This window comes from Streptomyces sp. NPDC002125 (assembly GCF_053593715.1).
In genome coordinates, this window is record NZ_JBSFDD010000014.1 from 81,243 (window position 1) to 103,055 (window position 21,813).

The window sequence follows — 21,813 nt, forward strand, 5'->3', positions numbered from 1 at the left end:
GCTTCCCGGTCCGTACGGCGGTCGCGCCCCGGTCAGCGGTGCGAGGGGAACTCCACGACCTGCTGGTACGTCGGCCGGTTCTGCCAGTGCAGGGACTTCTGCGAGATCCCGCCCAGCGGCCGGTGCACGATGGAGTCGGTGCACCACTGCTGTCCCGCCGAGCAGCTGTCGTCGGCGGGGTAGACCGTGGCCGCCGGAACGGCCGCCGCCTCCTTGAGGGTGCTGAGAAGTGCCGCACGGCAGCTGCTCAGGTCACCGTTGCCGCAGTACGTCTTCGCCAGCGGCCCCTTGACGGACTGTCCGAGGACCTGGCGCAGGTCCTTGTCGGCGAAGCCCCACCAGCCGTACTGGAAGGCGGACCCGCTGTGCGCGCCGCTCGGTCCGTGGCTGGCGGCCGGTGACTCGTCCGTGGCGAGGTTCGCGGTCAGCGCCGACCAGAGCCCGTCGCCGAGCCCCGGACGGAACTCCGCCTCGATCAGCCTCGGCCACCACGCGTCCATGATCCGTACGGCGTCCGCGTGGGTGTACGTGTGCGATCCCGGGCTGGTCTCCTTGCGCTGCGCGCCCGCCGCCCGCCAGGAGTCGAGCTTCTGGACCACCGCGTCGAGCGCCGGGTCGGTGACCGGCTGGGAGCGCAGCACCTTCAGCAGTTCGGGCAGCAGCTGTTCTCCGCGCAGGTCGGTGAGCGCCGCTTCGGCCATGGCGCGGGTGAGGGAGGCGCGGGTCACGCCACCGGCCTCGACGAGTGCGGACACCCGGTCGTCGAGCAGGTCGCCCCGGTGCACCGAGCCGAAGCCGAACGCCGCGGTGGAGTAGTCCCGCGCCTGACGGTTGTTCCAGGAGATGTAGTAGTCCTGGCCGCTGGAGTGCGGGTGTTCGGCGAAGGGGGTGTAGTCGGTGGTGTTGGCCGCCGGGTCGTAGCCCCGCCACTCGTACGCCTTCTCGGCCCTGACCGGCAGGGCGGCGTCCACTCCGGCCGCGCGCACGGGGTTCATCCCGCTGTTGTAGTAGGACGTCGTGCGCGAGTCGGCGTAGAACCAGTTGAAGGCGTAGTCGATATGGCTCGCGGCCTGCTGGAAGGAGGCCGCGTCCGTCACGTACGCCGGGTCGTTGAGCATCTGGAAGCCGATGATGGAGTCGGCCTCGTGGCGGTAGGTGGTGCGCAGCGAGGTGTAGGCGACGGGCTTGCCGTCCACCGTGGCCCGGTGGGTGACGATGCCGTAGCCGGTCCTCCACACCTGCATCCGGTAGGAGCCCGCGGCGGTGGAGTCGGCGACGGTGGGCTTCCAGGAGTTGCTGCGCTCCAGCTTCTCCATCGCGGTGCAGACGCCCCGGAAGCGGTAGTGCGTGGACGCCTTGGAGGGTGTGGAGCCGTTGGGCTCGCAGAGTTCGACGGCGTACGTGTCGGTGATGTCCTGGGCGGCCGATGTGGCGCTCCAGGCGTAGTCCTGGCCGCGTCCCATCTGGATGTACATGCCGACGCCTGCGAAGGAGACGCCCCGGGCGCTGATGCCGGGGCCCTGGAGCTCCTGGAGCATCATCAGCTGCGGGGCGAAGTAGCCGGTCTGGGGGCCCATGACGGCGATCGGGTTCCCGCTCGCGGTGTGCTTCCCCGACACCAGCAGCGCGTTGGACATACCCCGCTTCTGGGCGCCGTCGCCCGAGCCGGGCAGGGAGCCCTCGGGGACGACCCCGTCGTCGTACATGCCCTGGGCCGCCTTCAGGTTCGGCGGGGCGTCGACGGGGTCCTTCCTGTTCGTGCCCGCCGAGCCGGTGCGGTCGTAGATCAGCGGTTCGGCGGTGACGGAGCCGGCGTCGGGCAGGGCGGTGCCGCGCGCCTGGTCGGGCTTGGTGGCGTACGGGAAGCTCGTGCCGTCGTGGACGGTGAGGACGGCTTCGGGGTCGTTGCGCTGGCGGAAGGACTCCCAGACGCGGGTGCCCTCGGCGACGCCGTACTTCTGCTGGGCGGCGAGCAGGGAGAGCGCGGCCTGGACCTCACCGCCGCCTCCGCCGCCGAACTGTCCGCCGACGACCGAGGCGATCGAGATCAGGTCGGTCAGCTTGAACGGCTGGATCTCGCCCACGTTCGTGATCGAGTCGATCTTCCCGGTGAGGACGTACTCGCCGGGGAAGTAGCGGCCCTTCTTGGACTTCTCGCGGTAGGCGTTGATGCCGTCGACATAGGCCTGGGCGTCGGCCATGGCCTGTTCGCCGCGTGCGCCCTCGGTGGCCCTGATGCGCTCGACCTGCGCTTCGAGATCCGCCTCGGTGTAGGGGGCCTGCGGCCAGAACTGCTGCTCCAGGCCCTGGTTGGCGAGCGCTCCCCCGGCGAACGAGGTCAGCTCGCCGCGTCCGATGTGCCGGAAGAGGTCCATCAGCCAGAGCCGGTCCTGTCCGGCGGCGAAACCGGCGCCGAACTCGGTGCCGTAGCGGGTGGTGCCCTTGATGTGGGGGACGCCGCTCTTCTTGTCCCGGGTGATGGTGACGTCGGACCGGGGTGAGGTGACGGACTCCACCTGGTCGGCGGCGACGCCGAAGGAGGCGTCGTTGAAGAAGTCGTTCAGCTTCTGGTCGGTGAGGCTCGTATGGCCCGCGACCAGGCCGTTGTAGCGGTCGAGCTGGTCGTCGCTGTGCGCGGGGTGGGTACCGAACGCCTTGTTGCCGAGGATCTCGACGAGGGTGGCGTTGCCGTTCTCGCCGGGCGGCAGGATGTCCGCGCACTGGCTGCCGCAGTGGTCGGTGACCGCGAGGGTCTCCGTTTCGGCCGCTCCGGCGCTGGGGACCGAGGCGAGAAGGGACGTACCGAGAGCGAGAACCGCGGCGGCCGCGGCGGTTCTGAGGGTGCGGGTGCGTGGGGGCATGCATGCTCCTCCGGGTGGACGGTGCGCCGGAGGTTACTGGCGGTACGCCCCGCCGGTAAGATGAACATCAGTCACTTTTTCCGAATCGTCACACGCCGGTTCACCGTCCCGCACAGGGCCTCACATGGACCATCTCAGTCCGTGGACGGATTTCACCTTTCGATGGAGCCGAATCGGGCAGTCGTACGTCCATCCCTTGACGCCGAAGTACGACCGACGGAGGTGGCAGTGCCATGGCCGGTTTCCGGAGTCTTGCGAGACAGGTCCGCGATCCACGGGGCGATCTGGCTTTGCGGCGGTACTCGCTGCGCAAATGCCTGGAACGATTCGCCCCCTACGGGCACCGGGCGACCTGGGACCATCTGTGCGCCCGGCACGGGATGGAGCCCGAGGACCGGGCCCCCGACCCGGCGCGCCTGATCCGCGCACTGGAGGAACTGGAGGAGGCGCGGGCCGTCTGGCTCGCGTACGAGACGGGCTTCGCCGAGCGGCGGCGCCGTGAGAAACACGACGGGCTGCGCAGGCCCGGCACCTTCGACGACTGGCACCGGCTGACGTGGGGCGGCTACGGCATCGCGCACTGCGAGGATCCGGGGGTCCACCCGAGCGCACCGCTGGCCGAGGTCCTGGGCCGGCTGATCGCGGCCCTGGGCACGAAGCCCGGCGCGGTCTGCCCGGTCTGCACCGGGACCGGGATCGTCTGGCGGCAGGACCTGGAGCGCGAGCCATGGTCGGGGCCGGTCTGCACGCGGTGCGGCATCGTCGTCCCGAGGCCGGTGCTGACGGCGGGCGCACTGGCCCGGGCCGGGAGCGGGCACACGAGGAATCTGGCCGCGTCGGCGGCCTGAGGGACGCGGGGACGCGGGATGGCCGCCCGGGCCACGGCCGGGTTCAGGAGCGGTCCGCCGCGCCCCGCCGTTCGGGCATCAGGCGCGAGCCGGCCATCCTGTCGCCGAACGCGTCATCGGGGTTGGACAGCACACAGGTGTCCAGCGAGAGGCAGCCGCAGCCGATGCAGTCGCTGAGGTGGTCCCGCAGCCGCCCGAGCTGCTTGATGCGCTCGTCGAGCTCCGCCCGCCAGGCGCGGGAGAGCCGCGCCCAGTCTTCGCGGTTCGGCGTGCGCTCCTCCGGCAGCTCGGCCAGCGCCTTCCTGATCGTGGCCAGCGGGATGCCCACCCGCTGCGCGGCGCGGACGAACGCCACCCGGCGCAGCGCGTCCCTCGTGTAGCGGCGCTGGTTGCCACTGGTGCGGCTGCTGCTGATCAGGCCCTTTGTCTCGTAGAAGTGCAGGGCCGACACCGCGGCGCCGCTGCGCGCGGAAAGCTGGCCGACGGTGAGCTCTTGGCATGTCTGCGGAATCTGTGGCACTCCCCGAACCCTAATGGCCGCGCCCGAGGGCTGTCCCGGGTTCCCTGGCAGGGAATGCGGGAGAGCCCTCGGGCGCCGGCCGCCCGCTTCGAAAACCCGACCGGTCCGTCGTTGACAGGGGCGCGCGGCCCAACCATGCTGAGCAAGCGCTTAGACATCGCCCCGGGAGTGGGCGACCGACAGCCGGAAGGCAGGGACCAGGAACATGGCAGAGCCGAAGATCTTCACGTCCGCACAGGAGTTGCTGGACGCGGTGGGCGAGCAGCTCGGGCACAGCGACTGGCTGGAGATCGAGCAGAAGCGGATCGACCAGTTCGCCGAGGCCACGGGCGACCACCAGTGGATCCATGTGGACCCGGAGCGTTCCGCGAACGGGCCCTTCGGGACGACGATCGCCCACGGCTATCTGACGCTGTCACTGCTGCCCGTGCTCGTGCCGCAGATCCTTCAGGTCGACGGCGCCAAGATGGGCATCAACTACGGGACCAACAAGGTCCGCTTCCCCTCGACGGTCCCGGTGGGCTCGCGGCTGCGCGCCACGGCCGTGCTCAAGAACGTCGAGGAGGCGGGCGGCGGCGTACAGGTGACCGCCCTCGTCACGGTCGAGCGCGAGGGCGGCGACAAGCCGGCCTGCGTCGCGGAGTCGGTGTCGCGCTACTACTTCTGAGCCACTGCGGGACAGCCGCCGCCGGGCCGGTGCGTGCGGGGCCGGCGCCTGTGGGCCCCGCGGCCACCGGCCGCGCCGCCGCTCGCGAAGTGCGCCGGGCCCGCGGGGGCGCCCTGCGTCACTTCCGGCGGGCCGGCGTCACTTCTGGGCGCCCACCATGCGCAGGACGAGGTCGGCGTAGAGGGTGCCGACCTCCTCGGGCGTCCGGCTGCCCTGCGCGTTGAACCAGCGCGCCACGTCGATGCAGAGCGACAGCACGGCGAGCGTGGTGCCGGGGACGTCCGGGACGTCGAATTCGCCCGCCCGGACGCCGTCCCCGATGATCCGGCGCACCGCGGCGTCACTCCGCCTGCGCAGGGCGACGATCTCGACGCGGTGCTCGTCCCCGAGGGCCTCCAGCTCGTACTGCACCACCCGGGCCGTGGTATGCCGCTCGGCGTGCCAGATGACGAAGGAACGGACCGCGTCGGCGAGCCGCTCGGACGCCGTGCCGTCGCTGTCCGCCGCCGTCTCCAGGAGACGCAGCGCCCGGTCATGGCCGATCCTGCTGATCCGGTGGAGCAGCTCTTCCTTGGTCTTGTAGTGGATGTAGAGCGCGGCCGGGCTCATCCCGGCACGGCCTGCGATGTCACGGGTGGTGGTCGCGTGGTAGCCGCGTTCGGCGAAGGCCTCGACCGCCGCGACGAGCAGCCTCCTCGCCGCCTCGGGTGTGACCTCGCCCCACGGCGTGTCGTCGCCGTGGGTCTCCTCCGCCGTGCTCATCGCCACGTGCCCCTTTCCGCTGGCAGGACGAACACCATACCGCGAACCTGAGCAAGCGCTTAGAGCGCTCGTGGGGTGAGACCGTCAGAGCTTCTGGAAGGGGTCGTGCTCGGCGAGGATCTTCTCCAGCCTGGCCTGGTCGACGCGGCTGACGATCTGGCCGGCCTCCTGGCGGTCCCTGATGACCTTGGCGAGGGTGAAGCAGGACGTGACGAGATAGAGGACGCCGATGGCGAGGAAGGCCCGCACCCAGGCGTCGGCGTCGAGGAAGAAGATTCCGAGGGCCACCGCACCCATCGCCACTCCGAAGGAGAGGACGGCCTGGCCGTAGAAGGCGGCGGTGCTCTGCTGCTTGACCGATGTCGTGTCACTCATGCCGCACAGCATCCGGCGCGGTGGAGTACGCCGGTATCCGCCGGCGTACTCATCCGGTACTCAGCACGTGCCCCGTGGCATCAGAAGGCGGAGACGCCCGTCAGCGCGCGGCCGATGATCAGCTTCTGGATCTGGCTGGTGCCCTCGTACAGCGTCATCACCCGCGCGTCCCTGACCAGCTTGCCGACGGGGTACTCGTCGATGTAGCCGTAGCCGCCGAACACCTGGAGGGCGTTGTTCGCGGCGCGGACGGCCGCCTCGGAGGCGAAGAGCTTCGCCGTGGACGCGGCGGTGGCGAAGTCCTGGCCCCGGTCGATGAGGTCGGCGACGCGCCAGGTCAGCATCCGGGCGGCGTCCACGTCCACAGAGATGTCGCTGATGAGCTCCTGCACGAGCTGGTAGCTCGCGATGGACTTGCCGAACTGCTCGCGCTCGCCCGCGTAGCGCACGGCGGCGTCCAGGGCGGCCTGGGCGATGCCGACACAGCCCGCCGCGACCGACATCCGGCCCTTGGCCAGGGCGGACATGGCGATGGAGAAGCCCTTGCCCTCCGGGCCCAGCAGGGTGGAGGCGGGCACCCGGACGTCCTCCAGCACCAGCTCGGCGGTGGCCTGGCCGCGCAGCCCGAGCTTCCCGTGGACGGTGCGCCGGGTCAGCCCGGGGGCGTCGGCCGGCACCAGGAAGGCGGAGACGCCCCGGTGCCCCGGGGTGTCGTTGGTGCGGGCGAACAGCAGGACGACATCGGCCCAGGTGCCGTTGGTGATGAACATCTTGGAGCCGTTGATGACGTAGTCGTCACCGTCGCGCACGGCCCTGGTGCTGAGGTTGCCCGCGTCGGACCCGGTGCCGGGCTCGGTGAGGCCGAAGCAGCCGACGGCCTCGCCCGCGGTGAGCTTCGGCAGCCACTGCCGCTTCTGCTCCTCGTCGCCCCAGGAGGCGATCGTCTTGGCGACCAGGCCGAGGGAGACGGACACGATGCCGCGCACCGAGGAGTCGCCCCGGCCGAGCTCCTCCGTCACCAGGCAGTAGGCGAGGTGGTCACCACCGGAGCCGCCGTACTCCTCCGGGATCGTCAGCCCGAGGAAGCCGAGGGCGCCCAGCTTCTTCACGATCGACTTGTCGACACTCTCGGCCCGGTCCCACTCGACGACATGCGGGGTGATCTCCCGCGCGACGAAGTCCTCGGCGAGCTGCCGGACGGCATCCTGCTCCTCGCTCAGCTCCAGATTCATCCTGCGACACCCCACTTTTAATTAGCACTGCTAGTTTTTCGCTTGCAGGCCCTACTATGTGCCGCATGGCCCGACCGCGCAAGCCCCTCCTCAGCAGAGACCGCATCGTCGAGGCGGCGAGCGCGCTCGTGGACGCCGAGGGACTGGACGCGGTGTCGACCCGCCGCCTCGCCGCCGAGCTGGGCGTCAGCGGGCCCTCGCTCTACAACCACTTCCGGAACAAGGACGAGATCCTCGACGCGGTCGCCGACGCCGTGTCCGCCCAGGTCGACCTGTCGATGTTCGAGGAGTCCGACCCGCGCGACTGGCCCGCCGCCCTGCACGACTGGGCCGTCTCCTACCGCGCCGCGCTCGCCGCGCACCCGCACATCGTCCCGGTGCTCGCCCAGGGACCGGGCCGGCGCCCGGCCGGTCTGCGGGTGGCCGACGCGGTCTTCGGCGCGATGGTCGAGGCGGGCTGGCCGCCCGCTCAGGCGACGTACATCGGCGCCCTGATGCGCTACTTCATCACCGGCTCCGCGCTCGGCTCCTTCGCCCGTGGCTTCGTCGACGACGAGACGGCCTACGACCCCGCCGACTATCCGCACCTCGGCCAGGCCCACCTGCTGGCCGACCGCCGCCAGCAGGTCGACGAGGGCGCCTTCGAGACGGGCCTGCGGGCTCTGCTGGACGGCCTCGCGCTCCAGTACGAGGAGACGGTCGCCACCCGCACGGTTCGGCCCGCGCCGAACGGTGCCTGACGCATCCTGGACGCATGGCCCGTACGAGACCGAACGATCCGGCAGCCCCCAGGCTCGCCGCGCTGGCCGCACTGCTGGCGGACGAGACCCGCGCCTCCTTCTGCCTCGCCCTGCTCGACGGACGGGCCTGGACGGCGGGTGAGCTGGCGCGGGGCGCGGGCGTGGCCCCGTCCACGGCGAGTGAGCATCTGGGCAAGCTGGTCGGGGGCGGCCTGCTCACCGAGGAGCGCCAGGGCCGCCACCGCTACGTACGGCTGGCCGACGGACGGACCGCCCAGCTGATCGAGGAACTGGCCGCCCACGCCGCCCCGGGCGCGGAGAAACTCCCGCGCACCCTGCGCGAGGCGAGCCTCCAGCACGCGCTGGCCCGGGGGCGCACCTGCTACGACCACCTCGCCGGGCGGCTCGGCATCCGGATCACCGACGCGATGACCGGACGCGGGCTGCTGCGCCAGGACACCGGCTTCGCGCTCACCGACGAGGGCCTGGCGTGGTTCGAGGACCTCGGGGTCAGCCTCGACACGGCGTCACGGCGTCCGCTGGCTCGCGGCTGCCTGGACTGGACCGAGCGGCGGCCGCATCTGGCGGGCGTCTCGGGCGCCGCCCTGTGCCGGCACGTGCTGGACGCGGGGTGGTGCGAGCGGGTCGGCACGGGGAGGGCGGTGCGCGCCACCCCTGACGGGCTGCGGGCGCTCTCGCGGCACCTGGGCATCGAGCCCGGACACTTGACGTGAGCCGTCAATTCGGTGGGCGCCGAAGCGTTCCCCGCCTACCGTCAACCCCATGACGACGACTCCGACAGCGCGCCCCACCGCGCAAAACACCGCGGGACGCGACTGGCGGGCCCCTGCCGCCGCATGCACCACGGTCGTCCTCTGGGCCTCCGCGTTCGTGTCCATCCGCAGCGCCGGTGAGGCGTACTCACCGGGGGCGCTGGCACTGGGCCGGCTGCTCGCCGGCACCCTGACCCTCGGCGTGTTCCTGCTCGTACGCCGCGAGGGGCTGCCGTCCCGGGCGGCATGGCCGGGCATCATCGGCTCGGGGCTGCTCTGGTTCGGGCTCTACATGGTGGTGCTCAACTGGGGTGAGCAGCTGGTCGACGCGGGCACCGCCGCGATGCTGGTGAACATCGGCCCGATCCTGATCGCCCTCCTCGGCGCCGGTCTCCTCGGCGAGGGGCTGCCCAGAAGGCTGCTCGTCGGCATGGCCGTCTCGTTCGCGGGCGCGGTGGTGGTCGGGCTCTCCATGTCGGGGCACGGGAGTTCGTCGGTCCTGGGCGTCGTGCTGTGCCTGGTGGCCGCGGTGACGTACGCCGGCGGCGTGGTCAGCCAGAAGCCGGCGCTCCGGCACGGATCGGCCCTGCAGATCACCACGTTCGGCTGCCTGATCGGCACGGTCGCCTGTCTGCCGTTCAGCGGTGTGCTGGTCTCCGAGGCGGCCGACGCCCCGCTGTCCGCCACGCTGAACATGGTCTACCTCGGGGTGTTCCCGACCGCGCTGGCGTTCACCACCTGGGCCTATGCCCTGGCCAGGACCACGGCGGGCCGGATGGGCGCGACGACGTACGCGGTGCCCGCCCTGGTGGTGCTGATGTCATGGCTGCTGCTGGACGAGGTCCCGGCACTGCTCACGGTCGCGGGCGGGCTGCTCTGCCTGGCCGGGGTCGCGGTCTCCCGGACCCGCGCACGGGCGGCACGGACGCCTCTCCCGGCTTCCTCGCCTCGGTCCGGCGACCCCGAGAGCTGAGCCGCACCTCCGCACGGCCCGGCCCAATCCGGTCCGGGGACGCGAGCGCCCTGCCGTCCCACGCGGACAGGCAGGGCTTCGCGCGTACAACCACGCGCTGTACTACGCCTCCGAGGCGAGCCCGACGAGCCCTGCCCAGGCCTCCCGCGACACCTGGAGAACCGGCCCGGCCACGGACTTGGAGTCACGCACGAACACGGCCTCGACGCCCGCCGCGACCTCGATGCACTGGCCGCCCTCCGCGCCGCTGTAGCTGCTCTTGAACCAAGCGAGGGATTCGGTGTTGTTCATAGCTCTCCCAGCAACTTCTCAACAAACGCCAGCGACTCTCGCGGAGTGAGAGCCTGTGACCGGATGATCCCATAGCGCGCGGCGGAGACGACGGCCTGCTTCGGATCCGTCTCCAGGGCGCCTGCGCCCTGAGCCTCGGAGTAGACGAACCTCTTGGTGTCCTCGCGGGTGATGACCGTGAAGGGGCCGTCCACACCCGTGTTGTCCTCGCTGTCGAGCGGCATGACCTGCAACTCGACGTTCCTGCGTCGGCCGATGAGGAGCAGCTGCTCCAGTTGCCCGCGCAGCACCGCTCTGCCCCCGAACTTCCGCCGGAGCACCGACTCGCACATGACGTAACTCAGGAAGGGCTCGGGCCTCCGGTCGAAGATGTCCTGCCGGGCCAGGCGAGCGGTGACGCGCTGCTCGACGATCTCCGGGTCGAGCGGCGGACGACGGTTGCCGAGCAGTGCCCGCATGTACTCCTCAGTCTGCAAAAGGCCGTTGACCACCAGGGTGTCGTACGCGAGCAACTCCACGGCCCGCTTCTCCAGGGCCACCATCCCCTGGAAGAACGCCGGGTACTGCGCCCGCTCCAACTGCTCCTTCCACACCGTCAGCAGACCGTCCGCACCCAGCTCATCGTCCGTCCGGTCGATCGCCCGTGGCGGCGGGATTCTTCGGCCCTGCTCGAAGGAGGCGATGGTCGACGCGGAGTAGCCGAGGCGCTTACCCAGCTCCTCCCGCTCCATCCCCGCCCGCACCCGCAGGGTCTTCATGCTCTGCCCGAACGCGACGACCACGCCCTGGCTCGACTTGTCCGCCGCCCGGGCGCCGCTCTCGTCGTCCCCGCTCGCCCCGGCCTCGGGCCTTGTCCGTTCCGCCGTCATCGCACCCCGTCTCCCGGGACTGCGCCCCCGTCGGGCGCGGTCACGCCGTGCTCCACGTACCGGCGCCCGCATCGCGCGTACAGGCGGACCGCGTCGGTGCGTCACCACTGGTCACGCTACGCCACCGGGAGGACCGTGGTGGTCATGACGAGCAACCTCGACAGCCCCGGCAGCACCACCCGCCCCCCGGGCCTCTCTTCGCACGCGGGCGCCCAGCTCTTCGCGATGCGGTTCACGTCAACTCCCCGTGGCGCCCGGCTCGCCCGCCGGCTGGTCGCCGTACGGCTCGACGCGTGGGGTGTGCCGTACGGGACCGGGCCGCACGAGGCGGTCGTGCTGGTCGCGGCCGAGCTGACGGCGAACGCGGTGCGGCACGGGCACGTGCCCGGACGGGACTTCCACCTGCTGCTGCGCGTGACCGCGGAGCCCCGGCCGGTGGCCCGGGTCGAGGTGAGCGACGCCCGGGGCGAACGGGTGCCGCCCCCGCCAGGGCAGCTCGCCGTCCCCGCACCTGGTCCGGAGCCGGCGGAGGGAGGCCGGGGGCTACTGCTCGTGGCGGGGGTCGCCGACCGCTGGGGCTGGTACCCGAGGCACCGGGCGCCCGGGAAGACGGTCTGGGCCGAGTGCGTGCTGCCCGCCTCCTGACGGGCGCGAGCCCGGCAGGAGGCGGTCGTACACGGAAGAGAACGGGGCTGCGGCTAGAACACGACCAGCGCGCGTCCGCCCTTGCCCGCGATCATGTTCTCGAAGGCTGCCGGGATACCGTCCAGCGAGATCCGCTCCGTCACCAGCATGGAGAGGTCGAAGCGTCCGGCGCGGATGTGCTCGGCGAGCACGGGCAGGTCGCGGGCCGGGTCGCTGTTGCCGTAGACACAGCCGGTGAGGGAGCGGCCCCAGTGGAAGATCTCCAGGGCGTTGAAGGTCACCTGCTGGTCCTTGCCGCCGATGCCGACGACCGTCGTACGGCCACCCCGGCGGGTGGACTCCCAGGCCCCCCGGATGGTGGCGGGGCGCCCGACGCACTCCACGGCGACGTCCGCGCCCTGGCCGCCGGTGAGTTTGCGGACGGCGCGCGGAGTGGTGTCGGAGGCGACGACGTAGTCGGTGGCGCCGGCCTTGCGGGCGAGCTCCTCCTTCTCCGGTGACACGTCCACGGCGATGATCTTCGACGCCCCGGCGATGCGTGCGGCCTGGAGGACCGCGAGGCCGACCCCGCCGATCCCGAAGACGACGACGCTCTCGCCTTCGCGCACCCGGGCGGAGTGGTGGACGGCCCCGTACCCGGTCAGGACCGCGCAGCCGAGCAGGGCCGCGTCGTCGAGCGGGATGCCGGCCGGGGCGGGCAGCACGCAGTTGGCGGCGACGACGGTCTCCTGGGCGAACGCCGCGACGTTCAGGCCGGGGTGGAGCTCGGTGCCGTCGGCCGTGCGGGCGTGGATGTTCGCCGCGCCCTTGAGCGCGTCGGCGCAGAGCCAGATCTCGCCGATCCCGCAGTGGAAGCACGCCCCGCAGGACGGGGCCCAGTTGAGGACGATCGGGTCACCCACGGAGACATGGGTGACGCCCTCGCCGACGGCCAGCACGGTGCCCGCGCCCTCATGGCCCAGGACGGCGGGGACCGGCAGGCGCATGGTGCCGTTGGACAGGGACAGGTCGGAGTGACAGACACCAGCGGCGGCGAGGCTGATGCTCACCTGGCCGGGGCCGGGCTCCGGGAGTTCGATGTCGGTGATCTCCAGGGGAGCTCCGACGGCGGGCAGTACGGCGGCGCGGACCACGAACAGACTCCTCGGTGGATCGGTGGGATCGGGCCGGATCGGTGGGACCGGCCGGATCGGTGGGATCGGCCGAATCCGTGGGATCGGCCGGATCGGTGGGACCGGCGGGGTCAGAACTGGAGGGACTTGGTCTGGAGGTACTCGGAGAGGCCGTGCGGGCCGAGCTCGCGGCCCACCCCGGACTGCTTGTAGCCGCCGAAGGGGGCCAGCGGGTTGAAGCGTCCGCCGTTGATGTCCACCTGGCCGGTGTCCATGCGGCGGGCGAAGGCCACGGCCTCCTCCTCGTCCGCACCCCAGACGGCCCCGGCGAGTCCGTAGACGGTGCCGTTGGCGATCCGCAGCGCGTCGTCCGTGTCCTCGTAGCGGAGGATGGAGAGCACCGGGCCGAAGATCTCCTCCTGCGCGATGGTCATGTCCGGGGTCACGTCGGCGAAGACGGTGGGGCTGACGTAGTAGCCCTGCTCCTTCGGCGCCTCGGGGCCTCCCGCGACGAGGCGGGCGCCCTCCTCGATGCCCTTCTCGATGTAACCCCGCACCCGGGCCTGCTGCTTGGCGTTGACGAGGGGGCCGACGCGCTCGCCGGGCACGTACTTGGCGACGGCGGTGGCGGCGAGGCTCACGGCCTCCTCATACCGCTCGGCGTCGACCAGCATCCGGGTCCAGGCGCTGCACGTCTGGCCGGAGTTGGACATCACGTTGGCGACACCGACGTTGACGGCCTTGGCGAGGTCCGCGCCCGGGAGGATCACGTTGGCGGACTTGCCGCCGAGCTCCAGCGCGACGCGCTTGACGGCCGCTCCCGCCGTGGCGCCGATCTGCTTGCCCACGGCCGTGGAGCCGGTGAAGGAGACCAGGTCGACGCCCTCGTGCTCGGCGAGGGCCTGCCCGGCGACCGTGCCGATCCCGGTGACCAGGTTGAAGACACCCGGGGGCAGTCCCGCCTCGTGGGCCGCCTCGGCGAAGAGCTGCGCGGTGAGCGGGGTGTCCTCGGCGGGCTTCAGGACGACAGTGCAGCCGGCGGCGAGTGCCGGGGCCACCTTCGCGACGATCTGGTGCAGCGGGTAGTTCCAGGGCGTGATCGCGCCGACGACGCCGACGGGCTCCAGCAGGACGGTGGAGTTGCCCAGCTTCTCCTCGAAGGAGTACGAGGCGGCCAGTTCGGCGTACGAACCGGCGACCAGCACCGGTACGCCCGCGTGCACCATCTGGGACAGCGGCAGCGGCGAGCCGAGTTCGGCGGTGACCGTCTCCGCGATCTCGTCCTTGCGGGCGGCGAGCACGTCACGCAGGACGCCGATCCTGGCGGCCCGTTCGGCGGGCGGGGTGGCCGCCCAGCCGGGGAAGGCGGCGCGTGCGGCCCGTACCGCCGCGTCGACGTCCTCGGCGGTTCCCGCGGGGACGTGCCCGACGACCTGCTCGTCCGCCGGGTTCACGACCGCGATCGTGTCCTGGCCCGAGGCGGGCCGCCATTCCCCGCCGATGTACATCCCGTCATGCGCCTTCATGCTGTTCCTCCCGGGCTCGCTGTGCCTGCCGCCGAAGCCGTGCGTCGTACGGACGGATGCCGTCCCGGGCCCAAACTAGCGCTGTTAGTTTTTGGGCGCCAGGGAACGGCCGGAGACACAGGTCACGCACGGACCCCGGCAACCGTCCCACGCCGGGAGGGCCGGCGTCCGGGGCGCGGCGGGGCGGGTTCTCAGGAGCCGGGGGTCAGGAGGCGTCCCGCTCGGCGCGGGGCCGTTCGGCGCGGGGTGCCCGGGCGCGGGGTGCGGGCACCTCGGAAGGGGGCGCGGGCGCCACAGCGGGGGGCGCGGGCGCCTCGGCCGCCGGTGCCGGGGCCCTCCGTCCGCCGCCCCGCAGCCCGAGTCCCGCCGCCCCGACGAGCAGCGCGCCCAGCATCACGAACGGGGCGGCGGTGCCCGCGACTCCGGCGATCAGCCCGGCGGAGGCGGGCGCGGCGACCTGGCCGAGGCGGTTGCCGGTGAGCCGGAGGGCAAGCGCGGTGGAACGGGCCGCCTCGGGGGCGGCCTGGACGACGGTGGTCATCGAGAGCGGCTGGCCGACGCCGAGGCAGAAGCCGAGCACGGCCAGCATCACCGCGAGGCCCCACACGGGGACGGGCAGGGCGACGGCGGCGCAGAGCAGGCCGCCGAGCAGGCAGGTCGTGGAGAGCAGCGCGGTCCGGCCGACCACGCGCAGCATCGGTGTCATGACGAGCCGGCACGCGATGGTCGCGGCTGCCCGCAGGCTGAGCAGCAGCCCGACGGTGGCGGGCGCGATGCCCCGGTGCTCGCCGACGACCGGCAGATAGGCGGTGAGGATGTCGGTGGCGCTGAGCACGGCGAGGCTGATGAAGATGCCGGCCGGCACGCCCCGGGTCCGCAGGATGGCGCCCACCGGCACCTTCTGCGCCTCCTTCCGGGCGTTCACGGCGGCGCGCCGGTGTTCGATGCGCCAGAGCGAGGTCAAGGAGACGGCGGCGACGACCGCCGACACGAGCAGGGCGAGGGCGCTCGTACGCGCCATGGCGCCGTCCTGCTCGGAGATGACGAAGCCCGCGGCGATCGGCCCGACGAGCTGGCCGAGGGAGGCCCCGATGGTGAAGTGGCCGAAGTTGCGGTCCTGGTCCGCGGGGGCCGACTGGCGGGCGACGAGCGACTGCGCGCCGATGACGAAGCAGAGGTGGCCGAGTCCCATGACCCCGCTCCAGGCGGCCAGCGCCGCGAGGGAGCCCGAGGTGCCGCTGAGCGCGCAGCCCCCGCCGATCAGGAGGACCCCGACGGGCAGCAGGGGCGCGCAGCGGCCGTGGTCCGTGCGCCGGCCCAGCGGTACGGCGGCGAAGAGCGGCAGCAGCGCGTAGACACCGGCGATGACGCCGATCGCCCGCTCGTCGGCGCCCAGCGAGAGGGCCCGGTAGGAGACGGCGGGCCGCGCCATCGACACCGCCCCCTGCGCGAAGGCGAAGGCGATGACGAGGCGCAGCAGCCAGCCCCTGCCGGGCCGGGGTTCCGGAGGCATCAGATGATCCCGAAGAGGATGCCCGCGCCGAGCACCACCAGCGAGGTGAGCACGGCCCACTTGACGGTGAACCGGGTGTGGTCGCCGAACTCGACCTTGGCCATACCGACCAGGACGTAGACGGCGGGCACGAGCGGGGACGACATGTGCAGCGGCTGGCCCGCGATGGAGGCGCGGGCGATCTCCAGGGGGGAGACGCCGTGGGCGGCGCCGGCCTCGGCAAGCACGGGCAGGACTCCGAAGTAGAAGCCGTCGTTGGACATGAAGTACGTCAGGGGAAGGCTCAGCAGACCGGTGACCAGGGCCATGTGCGGGCCCATGCCGTCGGGGATGGCCCCGACGAGCCAGTCCGCCATGTGTTCGACCATACCGGTGCCGGTGAGCACGCCGGTGAAGACGGCGGCGGCGAAGACCATGCCGGAGACGTTGAGCACGTTGTCGGCGTGGGCCGCGATCCTGGCCCGCTGGTCGGGCATGTGGGGGAAGTTGACGGTGAGGGCGAGGGCCGCGCCAAGCAGGAAGAGGACCGGGATCGGCATCAGTTCGAGGATCATCGCGGCCAGCAGGACGACGGTGAGACCGGCGTTGAACCAGTAGAGCTTGGGGCGCAGGGTGGGCCGGTGGGGGTCGAGCCCCTTGAACTCCTCGTCCGCCTCCGCGTCTTCGGCGCCGCCCGTGCCGCTCGGGGTCCCGGTGCCCTTCGGGGCCTTCGTGAGCCGGTCCCCTCCGCCGCCCGCGCCGACGAGGACTGTCTCGGGCTCGGTGACCAGCGCCTCGTCGAGGGTGAGCGTGCCGAGCCGCTTGCGCTCACGGCGGCCGAGCACCCAGGCCAGCAGGATGACGGCGAGCAGGCCGACGGCGAGGGCCGGGATCATCGGGACGAAGATGTCGGCCGCGTCCACCTTGAGGGCGGTGGCGGCACGGGCGGTGGGCCCGCCCCAGGGAAGGGTGTTCATGACACCGTTGGCCGTGGCGGCGACGCCGGTCATCACGACCAGGCTCATCTTCAGCCGCTTGTAGAGCGGATACATCGCCGAGACGGTGATCATGAAGGTGGTGGAGCCGTCGCCGTCCAGCGAGACGACCGCCGCGAGCAGCGCCGTGCCGATGACGATCCGCATCGGGTCGGCCTTGCAGAAGCGCAGGATGCCCCGGACGATCGGGTCGAAGAGGCCGACGTCGATCATCACGCCGAAGTAGACGATGGCGAACATCAGCATCGCGGCGGTCGGCGCGAGGTTGCCGACCCCTTCGATGACGTAGTCGCCGAGCTGCGCGCCCTGCCCGACGGCCACGCAGAACAGGGCGGGGATCAGGACCAGCGCCGCGATCGGCGACATCTTCTTCGTCATGATCAGGACCAGGAAGGTCGCGATCATGGCAAAGCCAAGAATTGTCAACATATGGGATACCTAACGTTCACCTTTGAACCCTGACCGAAGCCGGCGGTCCGGATGACGTTAGGTGCCCCCGATCGGCGTTAACAAGATGTTGACGTGTGAGCAATACGAGCAAAACCCCAGGTCAACGAGTTGGCGCCACGGAGACCGGGACGGCGTCGCGCACCGCCGTCACGGAGACGGGGACGGCGTTGAGCACCGAGGTCCCGGACAGCGGGTCCAGCAGGCTGCCGTCCAGGAGCTGGTTCACATTGACGCCGGGATCGGCCCCGGCGACCGTCATACGGGTGCCCGGACGGCTGTGGCCCCAGCCGTGCGGGAGGCTCACGACCCCGGTCCGTACCGCGTCGGTGATCTCCGTGGGCGCCTCGACCTCCCCGCCCGCAGCGGTGATCCGGGCCGTGCCCCCCTCGGCGAGACCGAGCCTGGCTGCGTCCTCGGGGTGGATCTGGAGGGTGCAGACGTTCGAACCGCCGCGGAGCGCCGCGACGTTGTGCAGCCAGCTGTTGTTGGACCGCAGATGGCGGCGGCCCACGAGGACCAGCCCGGCAGGCCGGGCAGCGAGCGCGGCACGCAGCCGGGGCAGATCGGCCGCGATGGGCTCCGGGAAGAGCTCGATGCGGCCGGTGCGGGTCTTGAGCACCTGCGGGACGCGCGGCTTGAGCGCGCCGAGGTCGATCCCGTGCGGATGCGCGAGGAGCTGCTCCAGCGTGAGGCCGTACGGCCCCATGCGCAGCATCAGGTCGAGGCGGCGCTCGGCGCCGGTGAGGCCGGTCAGTTCGGCCGCGAGGGTCTCGGGTGCCCCTGCCTTGGCGAGCGTCGTCGCGATGACCAGGTCGTCGACGGACTCGGGCGGCGCGCCGTGGTTGCCGCCCACGGCGAGGACGAGCCGGGCCAGGATCTCGCACTCGTCCATCCCGCCCTCCTCCAGCGGCACGGCGGCCCTGCCGTACCGGACCTGGTTGCGGACGGCCAGGGAGTTGAGCGCGAAGTCGAAGTGGGCGCTCTGCGAGGGCGGCGGCGGGGGCAGTACGACATCGGCGTGGCGCGCGGTCTCGTTGAGATACGGATCGACACTGACCATGAAGTCGAGGCCGTCGGCCAGCGCCCGGTCGAGCCGGTCCCCGTCGGGGGCGGAGAGCACGGGGTTGCCCGCGATGACGACGAGGGCGCGGATGCGGCCCTCCCCCGGGGTCTCGATCTCCTCGGCGAGCGCGGCGACGGGCAGTTCGCCCTTGGCCTCGGGGTGCCCGGAGACCCTGCTCCTCCAGCGGCCGAGGGCGAAGCCCTTGCCGGGGGCCGCCGGACGGGGCGCGCGGCCGGTGGCGGAGAGCGGGAAGAGCGCCCCGCCGGGGCGGTCGAGGTTGCCGGTGAGGATGTTGAGTACGTCGACGAGCCAGCTGGCCAGGGTGCCGTGCTCGACGGTGCAGCTGCCGATGCGTCCGTAGACGGCGGCGGACGGAGCGGCGGCCAGCTCGCGGGCGATCCCCCGGATGGTGTCCGGCTCCAGGTCGCAGGCGGCCGACACCGCCTCGGGGGTGAAGTCGGCGATGGCCTCGGCCAGTTCGTCGTAACCGTCGAGGTGCTCGGTGAGTGCGCCGGGGTCGGCGAGCTTCTCCTCCAGGAGGACCTGGGTGAGCGCGGCGAGCAGGAGGGCGTCGGTGCCGGGCCGGATCGCGGCGTGCCGGTCGGCGAGGCGCGCGGTGCGGGTGCGGCGCGGGTCGATGACGGTGAGGGTGCCGCCGCGCCAGCGCAGCGCCTTGAGCTTGCCGGGGAAGTCGGGGGCGGTGCACAGACTGCCGTTGGACTCCAGCGGGTTGGCGCCGATCAGGAGCAGGTGGGCGGTGCGGTCCAGGTCGGGTACGGGGATGGCCTGGGCATCGCCGAAGAGCAGACCGCTGGAGACGTGCTTGGGCATCTGGTCCAGGGTGCTGGCGGTGAAGACGTTACGGGTGCCGAGCGCGGCGAGCAGCAGCGGCGGATAGAGCCCGCCGGCCATCGTGTGCACGTTGGGGTTGCCCAGGAAGACGCCGACGGCCTGCTTGCCGTACTCCTCGGTCAGGGCGGGGATCTTCGCGGCGATCACGTCGAAGGCCTCGTCCCATGTCGCCTCGCGCAGGACGCCGTCCGTGCGGACGAGCGGGGTGCGCAGCCGGTCGGGGTCGGCGTCGAGCCCGCCGAAGGATGCGCCCTTGGGGCAGATGAAGCCCTGGCTGAAGATGTCGTCGCGGTCACCTCGGGCACCGGTGACCGTGGTCCCCTCGATGGTGAGGGTCAGCCCACAGGTGGCTTCGCAGAGCGGGCAGACACGCAGGGCGGTACGGGAATCGTGGGACATGGGCCCTCCCCGGGGCGGCAGCGGTGGCGCGCGGGCGTGATCCGGCCGCCCGCCGCCCGCACGGCGGGCGCGGACTCCGGCCGGACCGAGCATACCGACCGGTACGGATGGAGGCGAGACGCGGACGCCACCGGTTCGGGGGGCCCAGCGAGGGCCGGGGCTCCCAGCGAGGGCCGGGGCTCCCAGCGAGGGCCGGGGCTCCCAGCGAGGGCCGGGCTCCCGCCAGGACCGAGCCGGACTCGGATCACGATGCGGCCGGACGTGCAGGGACAGCCCTCAGGCCAGGACGCGCGCCAGATACGCCTGGAGCAGCATCCGGGTCTCCGCGATCAGATCCGGGTCGCCCTCCGGGTCCGAGCGGAAGGCGAGTTGGAGCAGGGCGTCGGCCGCCTGCACGGAGACCAGCACCGTCCGGAGCAGCCCCGCATCGGTCAGGGCTCCGTCGCGGCCCCGCCCGAGATGGCCGGAGAGCAGCCCGGCCAGCCGGTCCGCGACGCGCCGGTTCGCCTCGTCCTGCGGACCGGTGACGGGTGCGGGAGGCCCGAAGTCGACGAGGGCGAAACCGGGGACGGAGCGCTTCATCGCGAGGTACTCGTCGAGTACGGCGTCGATGGCCGCCCGCCATTCCCGCTCCGGTATCGCCTCCAGTCTGGCGACGACCCGCCCCGCGTAGACGTCGAGGTTGCGCTCGGCCAAGGCGTCGACAAGGGCCCGCTTGTTGGGGAAGAAGCGGTAGACGGAGCCGATGGGCACCCCGGCACGGTCGGCGACCGCCCGGGTGGAGAGCAGTTCGTAGCCGGTCTCGTCGAGCAGTTCCGCGCCGGCGTCGAGGATCCGGGCGAGCCGGTCGGCGCTGCGCTGCTGCACGGGGACGCGTCGGAGGTTCGTATGAGCGTGGGACACGGACCCCATGATGCCCGTATGCCGTTGACGGGCAACGTTTCGATTCCTACGGTGATGCATAGGATTCTTCGTCAGGGGATCCATGGGATTCCTCATCCACCGGGAGCGCATGATGAGCGGCATCGAGCAGGCGAGGAAGACGGCACGGGGCCTCGGCCACAGTCCCGGCTTCGGCAACGAGCACAGCTCGGAGGCCGTTCCCGGCGCCCTGCCGCATGGCCGCAACTCCCCCCAGCGCGCCCCTCTCGGGCTGTACGCGGAACAGCTCAGCGGCTCCGCCTTCACCGAACCCCGCGCCCGCAACCGCCGGTCCTGGCTCTACCGGATCCGCCCCTCGGCCGCCCATCCCGCCTTCGTCCGCATCGACAACGGCGCCCTGCGCAGCGCGCCGTTCACCGAGTCGGTGCCGGACCCCAACCGGCTGCGCTGGGACCCGCTCCCCGAACCCGCGTCCGGCACGGACTTCCTGACCGGCCTGTGGACGCTGGGCGGCAACGGCGACGTCACCCGGCGCACCGGCATGGCCGTGCACCTCTACAGCGCGAACGCCTCCATGACCGACCGGGTCTTCAGCGACTCCGACGGCGAGCTCCTGATCGTCCCCGAGCGCGGCGGACTGCTGCTCCGCACCGAGTTGGGCCTGCTGGCGGCCGGTCCGGGCCAGGTGGCGCTGATCCCGCGCGGCGTGCGCTTCCGCGTCGAGCTGCTGGACGCCACCGCGCGTGGCTATGTCTGCGAGAACTACGGGCAGCCGTTCGTCCTGCCCGACCTGGGCCCGATCGGCGCCAACGGCCTGGCGAACGCCCGGGACTTCCTGGCGCCCGTCGCCGCGTACGAGGACCGCGAGGGCCCGGTCGAGGTGGTCAACAAGTTCTGCGGGAACCTGTGGTCGGCGACGTACGGCCACTCGCCGCTCGATGTCGTCGCCTGGCACGGCAACCACACTCCGTACGTCTACGACCTGCGCCGCTTCAACGTCATCGGCACGATCAGCTACGACCACCCCGATCCGTCGATCTTCACCGTGCTGACCTCGCCGTCCGACACCCCGGGCCTGGCCGGGGTCGACTTCGTCGTCTTCGCCCCGCGCTGGCTGGTCGGCGAGGACACCTTCCGCCCGCCGTACTTCCACCGCAATGTGATGAGCGAGTACATGGGCCTCATCGAGGGCGCGTACGACGCCAAGGCGGGCGGTTTCGTGCCGGGCGGCGGCTCCCTGCACAACATGATGTCGGCGCACGGCCCGGACCGTGAGACCTTCGACCGGGCGAGCACCGCGGAGCTGAAGCCGCAGAAGATCGACGACGGCCTCGCCTTCATGTTCGAGACCCGCTGGCCCGTCACGGCGACCGCGCAGGCCGCGGGCGCCGGCCATCTCCAGCGCGGATACGACAAGGTGTGGCAGGGTCTGAGCCGCAACTTCCGGCCGTGACACCGCGCGGCCGGCCGCAGCCCAGAGAGCTCA

Annotated in this window: 20 protein-coding genes; 7 read left to right on the plus strand and 13 right to left on the minus strand. The window is 72.0% G+C overall.

The features are described 5' to 3' along the window. Positions 1 to 32 precede the first annotated feature (32 nt). The gene (locus ACWCQM_RS23485; RefSeq protein ID WP_450917111.1) at positions 33 to 2,861 is read right to left on the minus strand and encodes a penicillin acylase family protein; all 2,829 of its coding nucleotides are present in this window, start codon (positions 2,859 to 2,861) and stop codon (positions 33 to 35) included. Between the two features lie 233 nt (positions 2,862 to 3,094). Here ACWCQM_RS23485 and ACWCQM_RS23490 point away from each other — a divergent pair, with 233 nt between their 5' ends. After that, the gene (locus ACWCQM_RS23490; protein ID WP_450917112.1) at positions 3,095 to 3,709 is read left to right on the plus strand and encodes a hypothetical protein; all 615 of its coding nucleotides are present in this window, start codon (positions 3,095 to 3,097) and stop codon (positions 3,707 to 3,709) included. Between the two features lie 43 nt (positions 3,710 to 3,752). Here the strand turns inward: ACWCQM_RS23490 and soxR are convergent, their stop codons facing one another. Continuing rightward, positions 3,753 to 4,229 carry a redox-sensitive transcriptional activator SoxR gene (soxR, locus tag ACWCQM_RS23495; protein ID WP_450917113.1) on the minus strand — a complete coding sequence of 159 codons (477 nt, stop codon included), beginning with the start codon at positions 4,227 to 4,229 and terminating at the stop codon, positions 3,753 to 3,755. Between the two features lie 205 nt (positions 4,230 to 4,434). On the opposite strand from soxR, the gene ACWCQM_RS23500 reads away from it, so the two are divergent. Further along, on the plus strand, positions 4,435 to 4,896 hold the full coding sequence (locus ACWCQM_RS23500; RefSeq protein ID WP_450917114.1) for a MaoC family dehydratase: 462 nt from the start codon (positions 4,435 to 4,437) through the stop codon (positions 4,894 to 4,896). A 138-nt stretch (positions 4,897 to 5,034) separates the two neighbouring features. Here the strand turns inward: ACWCQM_RS23500 and ACWCQM_RS23505 are convergent, their stop codons facing one another. The 3 genes from ACWCQM_RS23505 to ACWCQM_RS23515 form a co-directional block, all read right to left on the minus strand. After that, positions 5,035 to 5,658 carry a TetR/AcrR family transcriptional regulator gene (locus tag ACWCQM_RS23505; protein WP_450917115.1) on the minus strand — a complete coding sequence of 208 codons (624 nt, stop codon included), beginning with the start codon at positions 5,656 to 5,658 and terminating at the stop codon, positions 5,035 to 5,037. Positions 5,659 to 5,742: 84 nt separating this feature from the next. Further along, a complete protein-coding gene (locus ACWCQM_RS23510) occupies positions 5,743 to 6,033 on the minus strand; it encodes a YiaA/YiaB family inner membrane protein (protein ID WP_073751279.1) in 291 nt (96 codons plus the stop codon). Between the two features lie 80 nt (positions 6,034 to 6,113). Then, positions 6,114 to 7,265, minus strand: a complete 1,152-nt coding sequence (locus ACWCQM_RS23515) for an acyl-CoA dehydrogenase family protein (protein ID WP_356740232.1) — start codon at positions 7,263 to 7,265, stop codon at positions 6,114 to 6,116. A gap of 65 nt (positions 7,266 to 7,330) precedes the next feature. On the opposite strand from ACWCQM_RS23515, the gene ACWCQM_RS23520 reads away from it, so the two are divergent. Genes ACWCQM_RS23520 through ACWCQM_RS23530 form a run of 3 tightly spaced genes read left to right on the plus strand, consistent with a single transcriptional unit; the run spans position 7,331 to position 9,751 of the window. Beyond that, positions 7,331 to 8,005, plus strand: coding sequence for a TetR/AcrR family transcriptional regulator (locus tag ACWCQM_RS23520; RefSeq protein ID WP_267076592.1), 675 nt, complete (start codon positions 7,331 to 7,333; stop codon positions 8,003 to 8,005). Positions 8,006 to 8,019: 14 nt separating this feature from the next. Next, the gene (locus tag ACWCQM_RS23525) at positions 8,020 to 8,739 is read left to right on the plus strand and encodes an ArsR/SmtB family transcription factor (protein WP_450917116.1); all 720 of its coding nucleotides are present in this window, start codon (positions 8,020 to 8,022) and stop codon (positions 8,737 to 8,739) included. A gap of 49 nt (positions 8,740 to 8,788) precedes the next feature. Then, positions 8,789 to 9,751: a DMT family transporter gene (locus ACWCQM_RS23530; RefSeq protein ID WP_450917117.1), complete on the plus strand. Its 963-nt coding sequence runs from the start codon at positions 8,789 to 8,791 to the stop codon at positions 9,749 to 9,751. Positions 9,752 to 9,853: 102 nt separating this feature from the next. On the opposite strand, the gene ACWCQM_RS23535 is transcribed toward ACWCQM_RS23530, so the two are convergent. Together ACWCQM_RS23535 and ACWCQM_RS23540 are read right to left on the minus strand one after the other, a co-directional pair. Continuing rightward, positions 9,854 to 10,042, minus strand: coding sequence for a DUF397 domain-containing protein (locus ACWCQM_RS23535; protein ID WP_450917118.1), 189 nt, complete (start codon positions 10,040 to 10,042; stop codon positions 9,854 to 9,856). Then, positions 10,039 to 10,911, minus strand: coding sequence for a helix-turn-helix domain-containing protein (locus ACWCQM_RS23540; RefSeq protein ID WP_450917119.1), 873 nt, complete (start codon positions 10,909 to 10,911; stop codon positions 10,039 to 10,041). The genes ACWCQM_RS23535 and ACWCQM_RS23540 overlap by 4 nt, the downstream gene beginning before the upstream one ends. Positions 10,912 to 11,055: 144 nt before the next feature. Here ACWCQM_RS23540 and ACWCQM_RS23545 point away from each other — a divergent pair, with 144 nt between their 5' ends. Continuing rightward, positions 11,056 to 11,556, plus strand: a complete 501-nt coding sequence (locus ACWCQM_RS23545) for an ATP-binding protein (protein ID WP_450917120.1) — start codon at positions 11,056 to 11,058, stop codon at positions 11,554 to 11,556. A gap of 53 nt (positions 11,557 to 11,609) precedes the next feature. Here ACWCQM_RS23545 and ACWCQM_RS23550 read toward each other — a convergent pair whose 3' ends face one another. The 6 genes from ACWCQM_RS23550 to ACWCQM_RS23575 all read right to left on the minus strand — a co-directional run bounded on the left by ACWCQM_RS23550 (position 11,610) and on the right by ACWCQM_RS23575 (position 20,357). Continuing rightward, the gene (locus ACWCQM_RS23550; protein ID WP_450917121.1) at positions 11,610 to 12,689 is read right to left on the minus strand and encodes a Zn-dependent alcohol dehydrogenase; all 1,080 of its coding nucleotides are present in this window, start codon (positions 12,687 to 12,689) and stop codon (positions 11,610 to 11,612) included. A 110-nt stretch (positions 12,690 to 12,799) separates the two neighbouring features. Next, positions 12,800 to 14,194 (minus strand): aldehyde dehydrogenase family protein, encoded by a 1,395-nt coding sequence (locus ACWCQM_RS23555; RefSeq protein ID WP_450917122.1) that lies wholly within the window; start codon positions 14,192 to 14,194, stop codon positions 12,800 to 12,802. Between the two features lie 205 nt (positions 14,195 to 14,399). After that, positions 14,400 to 15,707, minus strand: a complete 1,308-nt coding sequence (locus ACWCQM_RS23560) for an MFS transporter (RefSeq protein WP_450917123.1) — start codon at positions 15,705 to 15,707, stop codon at positions 14,400 to 14,402. Continuing rightward, on the minus strand, positions 15,707 to 17,110 hold the full coding sequence (locus tag ACWCQM_RS23565) for a CitMHS family transporter (RefSeq protein WP_450917124.1): 1,404 nt from the start codon (positions 17,108 to 17,110) through the stop codon (positions 15,707 to 15,709). The genes ACWCQM_RS23560 and ACWCQM_RS23565 overlap by 1 nt, the downstream gene beginning before the upstream one ends. Positions 17,111 to 17,231: 121 nt before the next feature. After that, positions 17,232 to 19,445, minus strand: a complete 2,214-nt coding sequence (locus tag ACWCQM_RS23570; protein WP_450917125.1) for a molybdopterin oxidoreductase family protein — start codon at positions 19,443 to 19,445, stop codon at positions 17,232 to 17,234. Positions 19,446 to 19,721: 276 nt separating this feature from the next. Then, positions 19,722 to 20,357, minus strand: a complete 636-nt coding sequence (locus ACWCQM_RS23575; RefSeq protein WP_450917126.1) for a TetR/AcrR family transcriptional regulator — start codon at positions 20,355 to 20,357, stop codon at positions 19,722 to 19,724. A 103-nt stretch (positions 20,358 to 20,460) separates the two neighbouring features. On the opposite strand from ACWCQM_RS23575, the gene hmgA reads away from it, so the two are divergent. Next, the gene (gene hmgA, locus ACWCQM_RS23580; protein ID WP_450917206.1) at positions 20,461 to 21,780 is read left to right on the plus strand and encodes a homogentisate 1,2-dioxygenase; all 1,320 of its coding nucleotides are present in this window, start codon (positions 20,461 to 20,463) and stop codon (positions 21,778 to 21,780) included. The last annotated feature ends 33 nt before the right edge of the window (positions 21,781 to 21,813 follow it).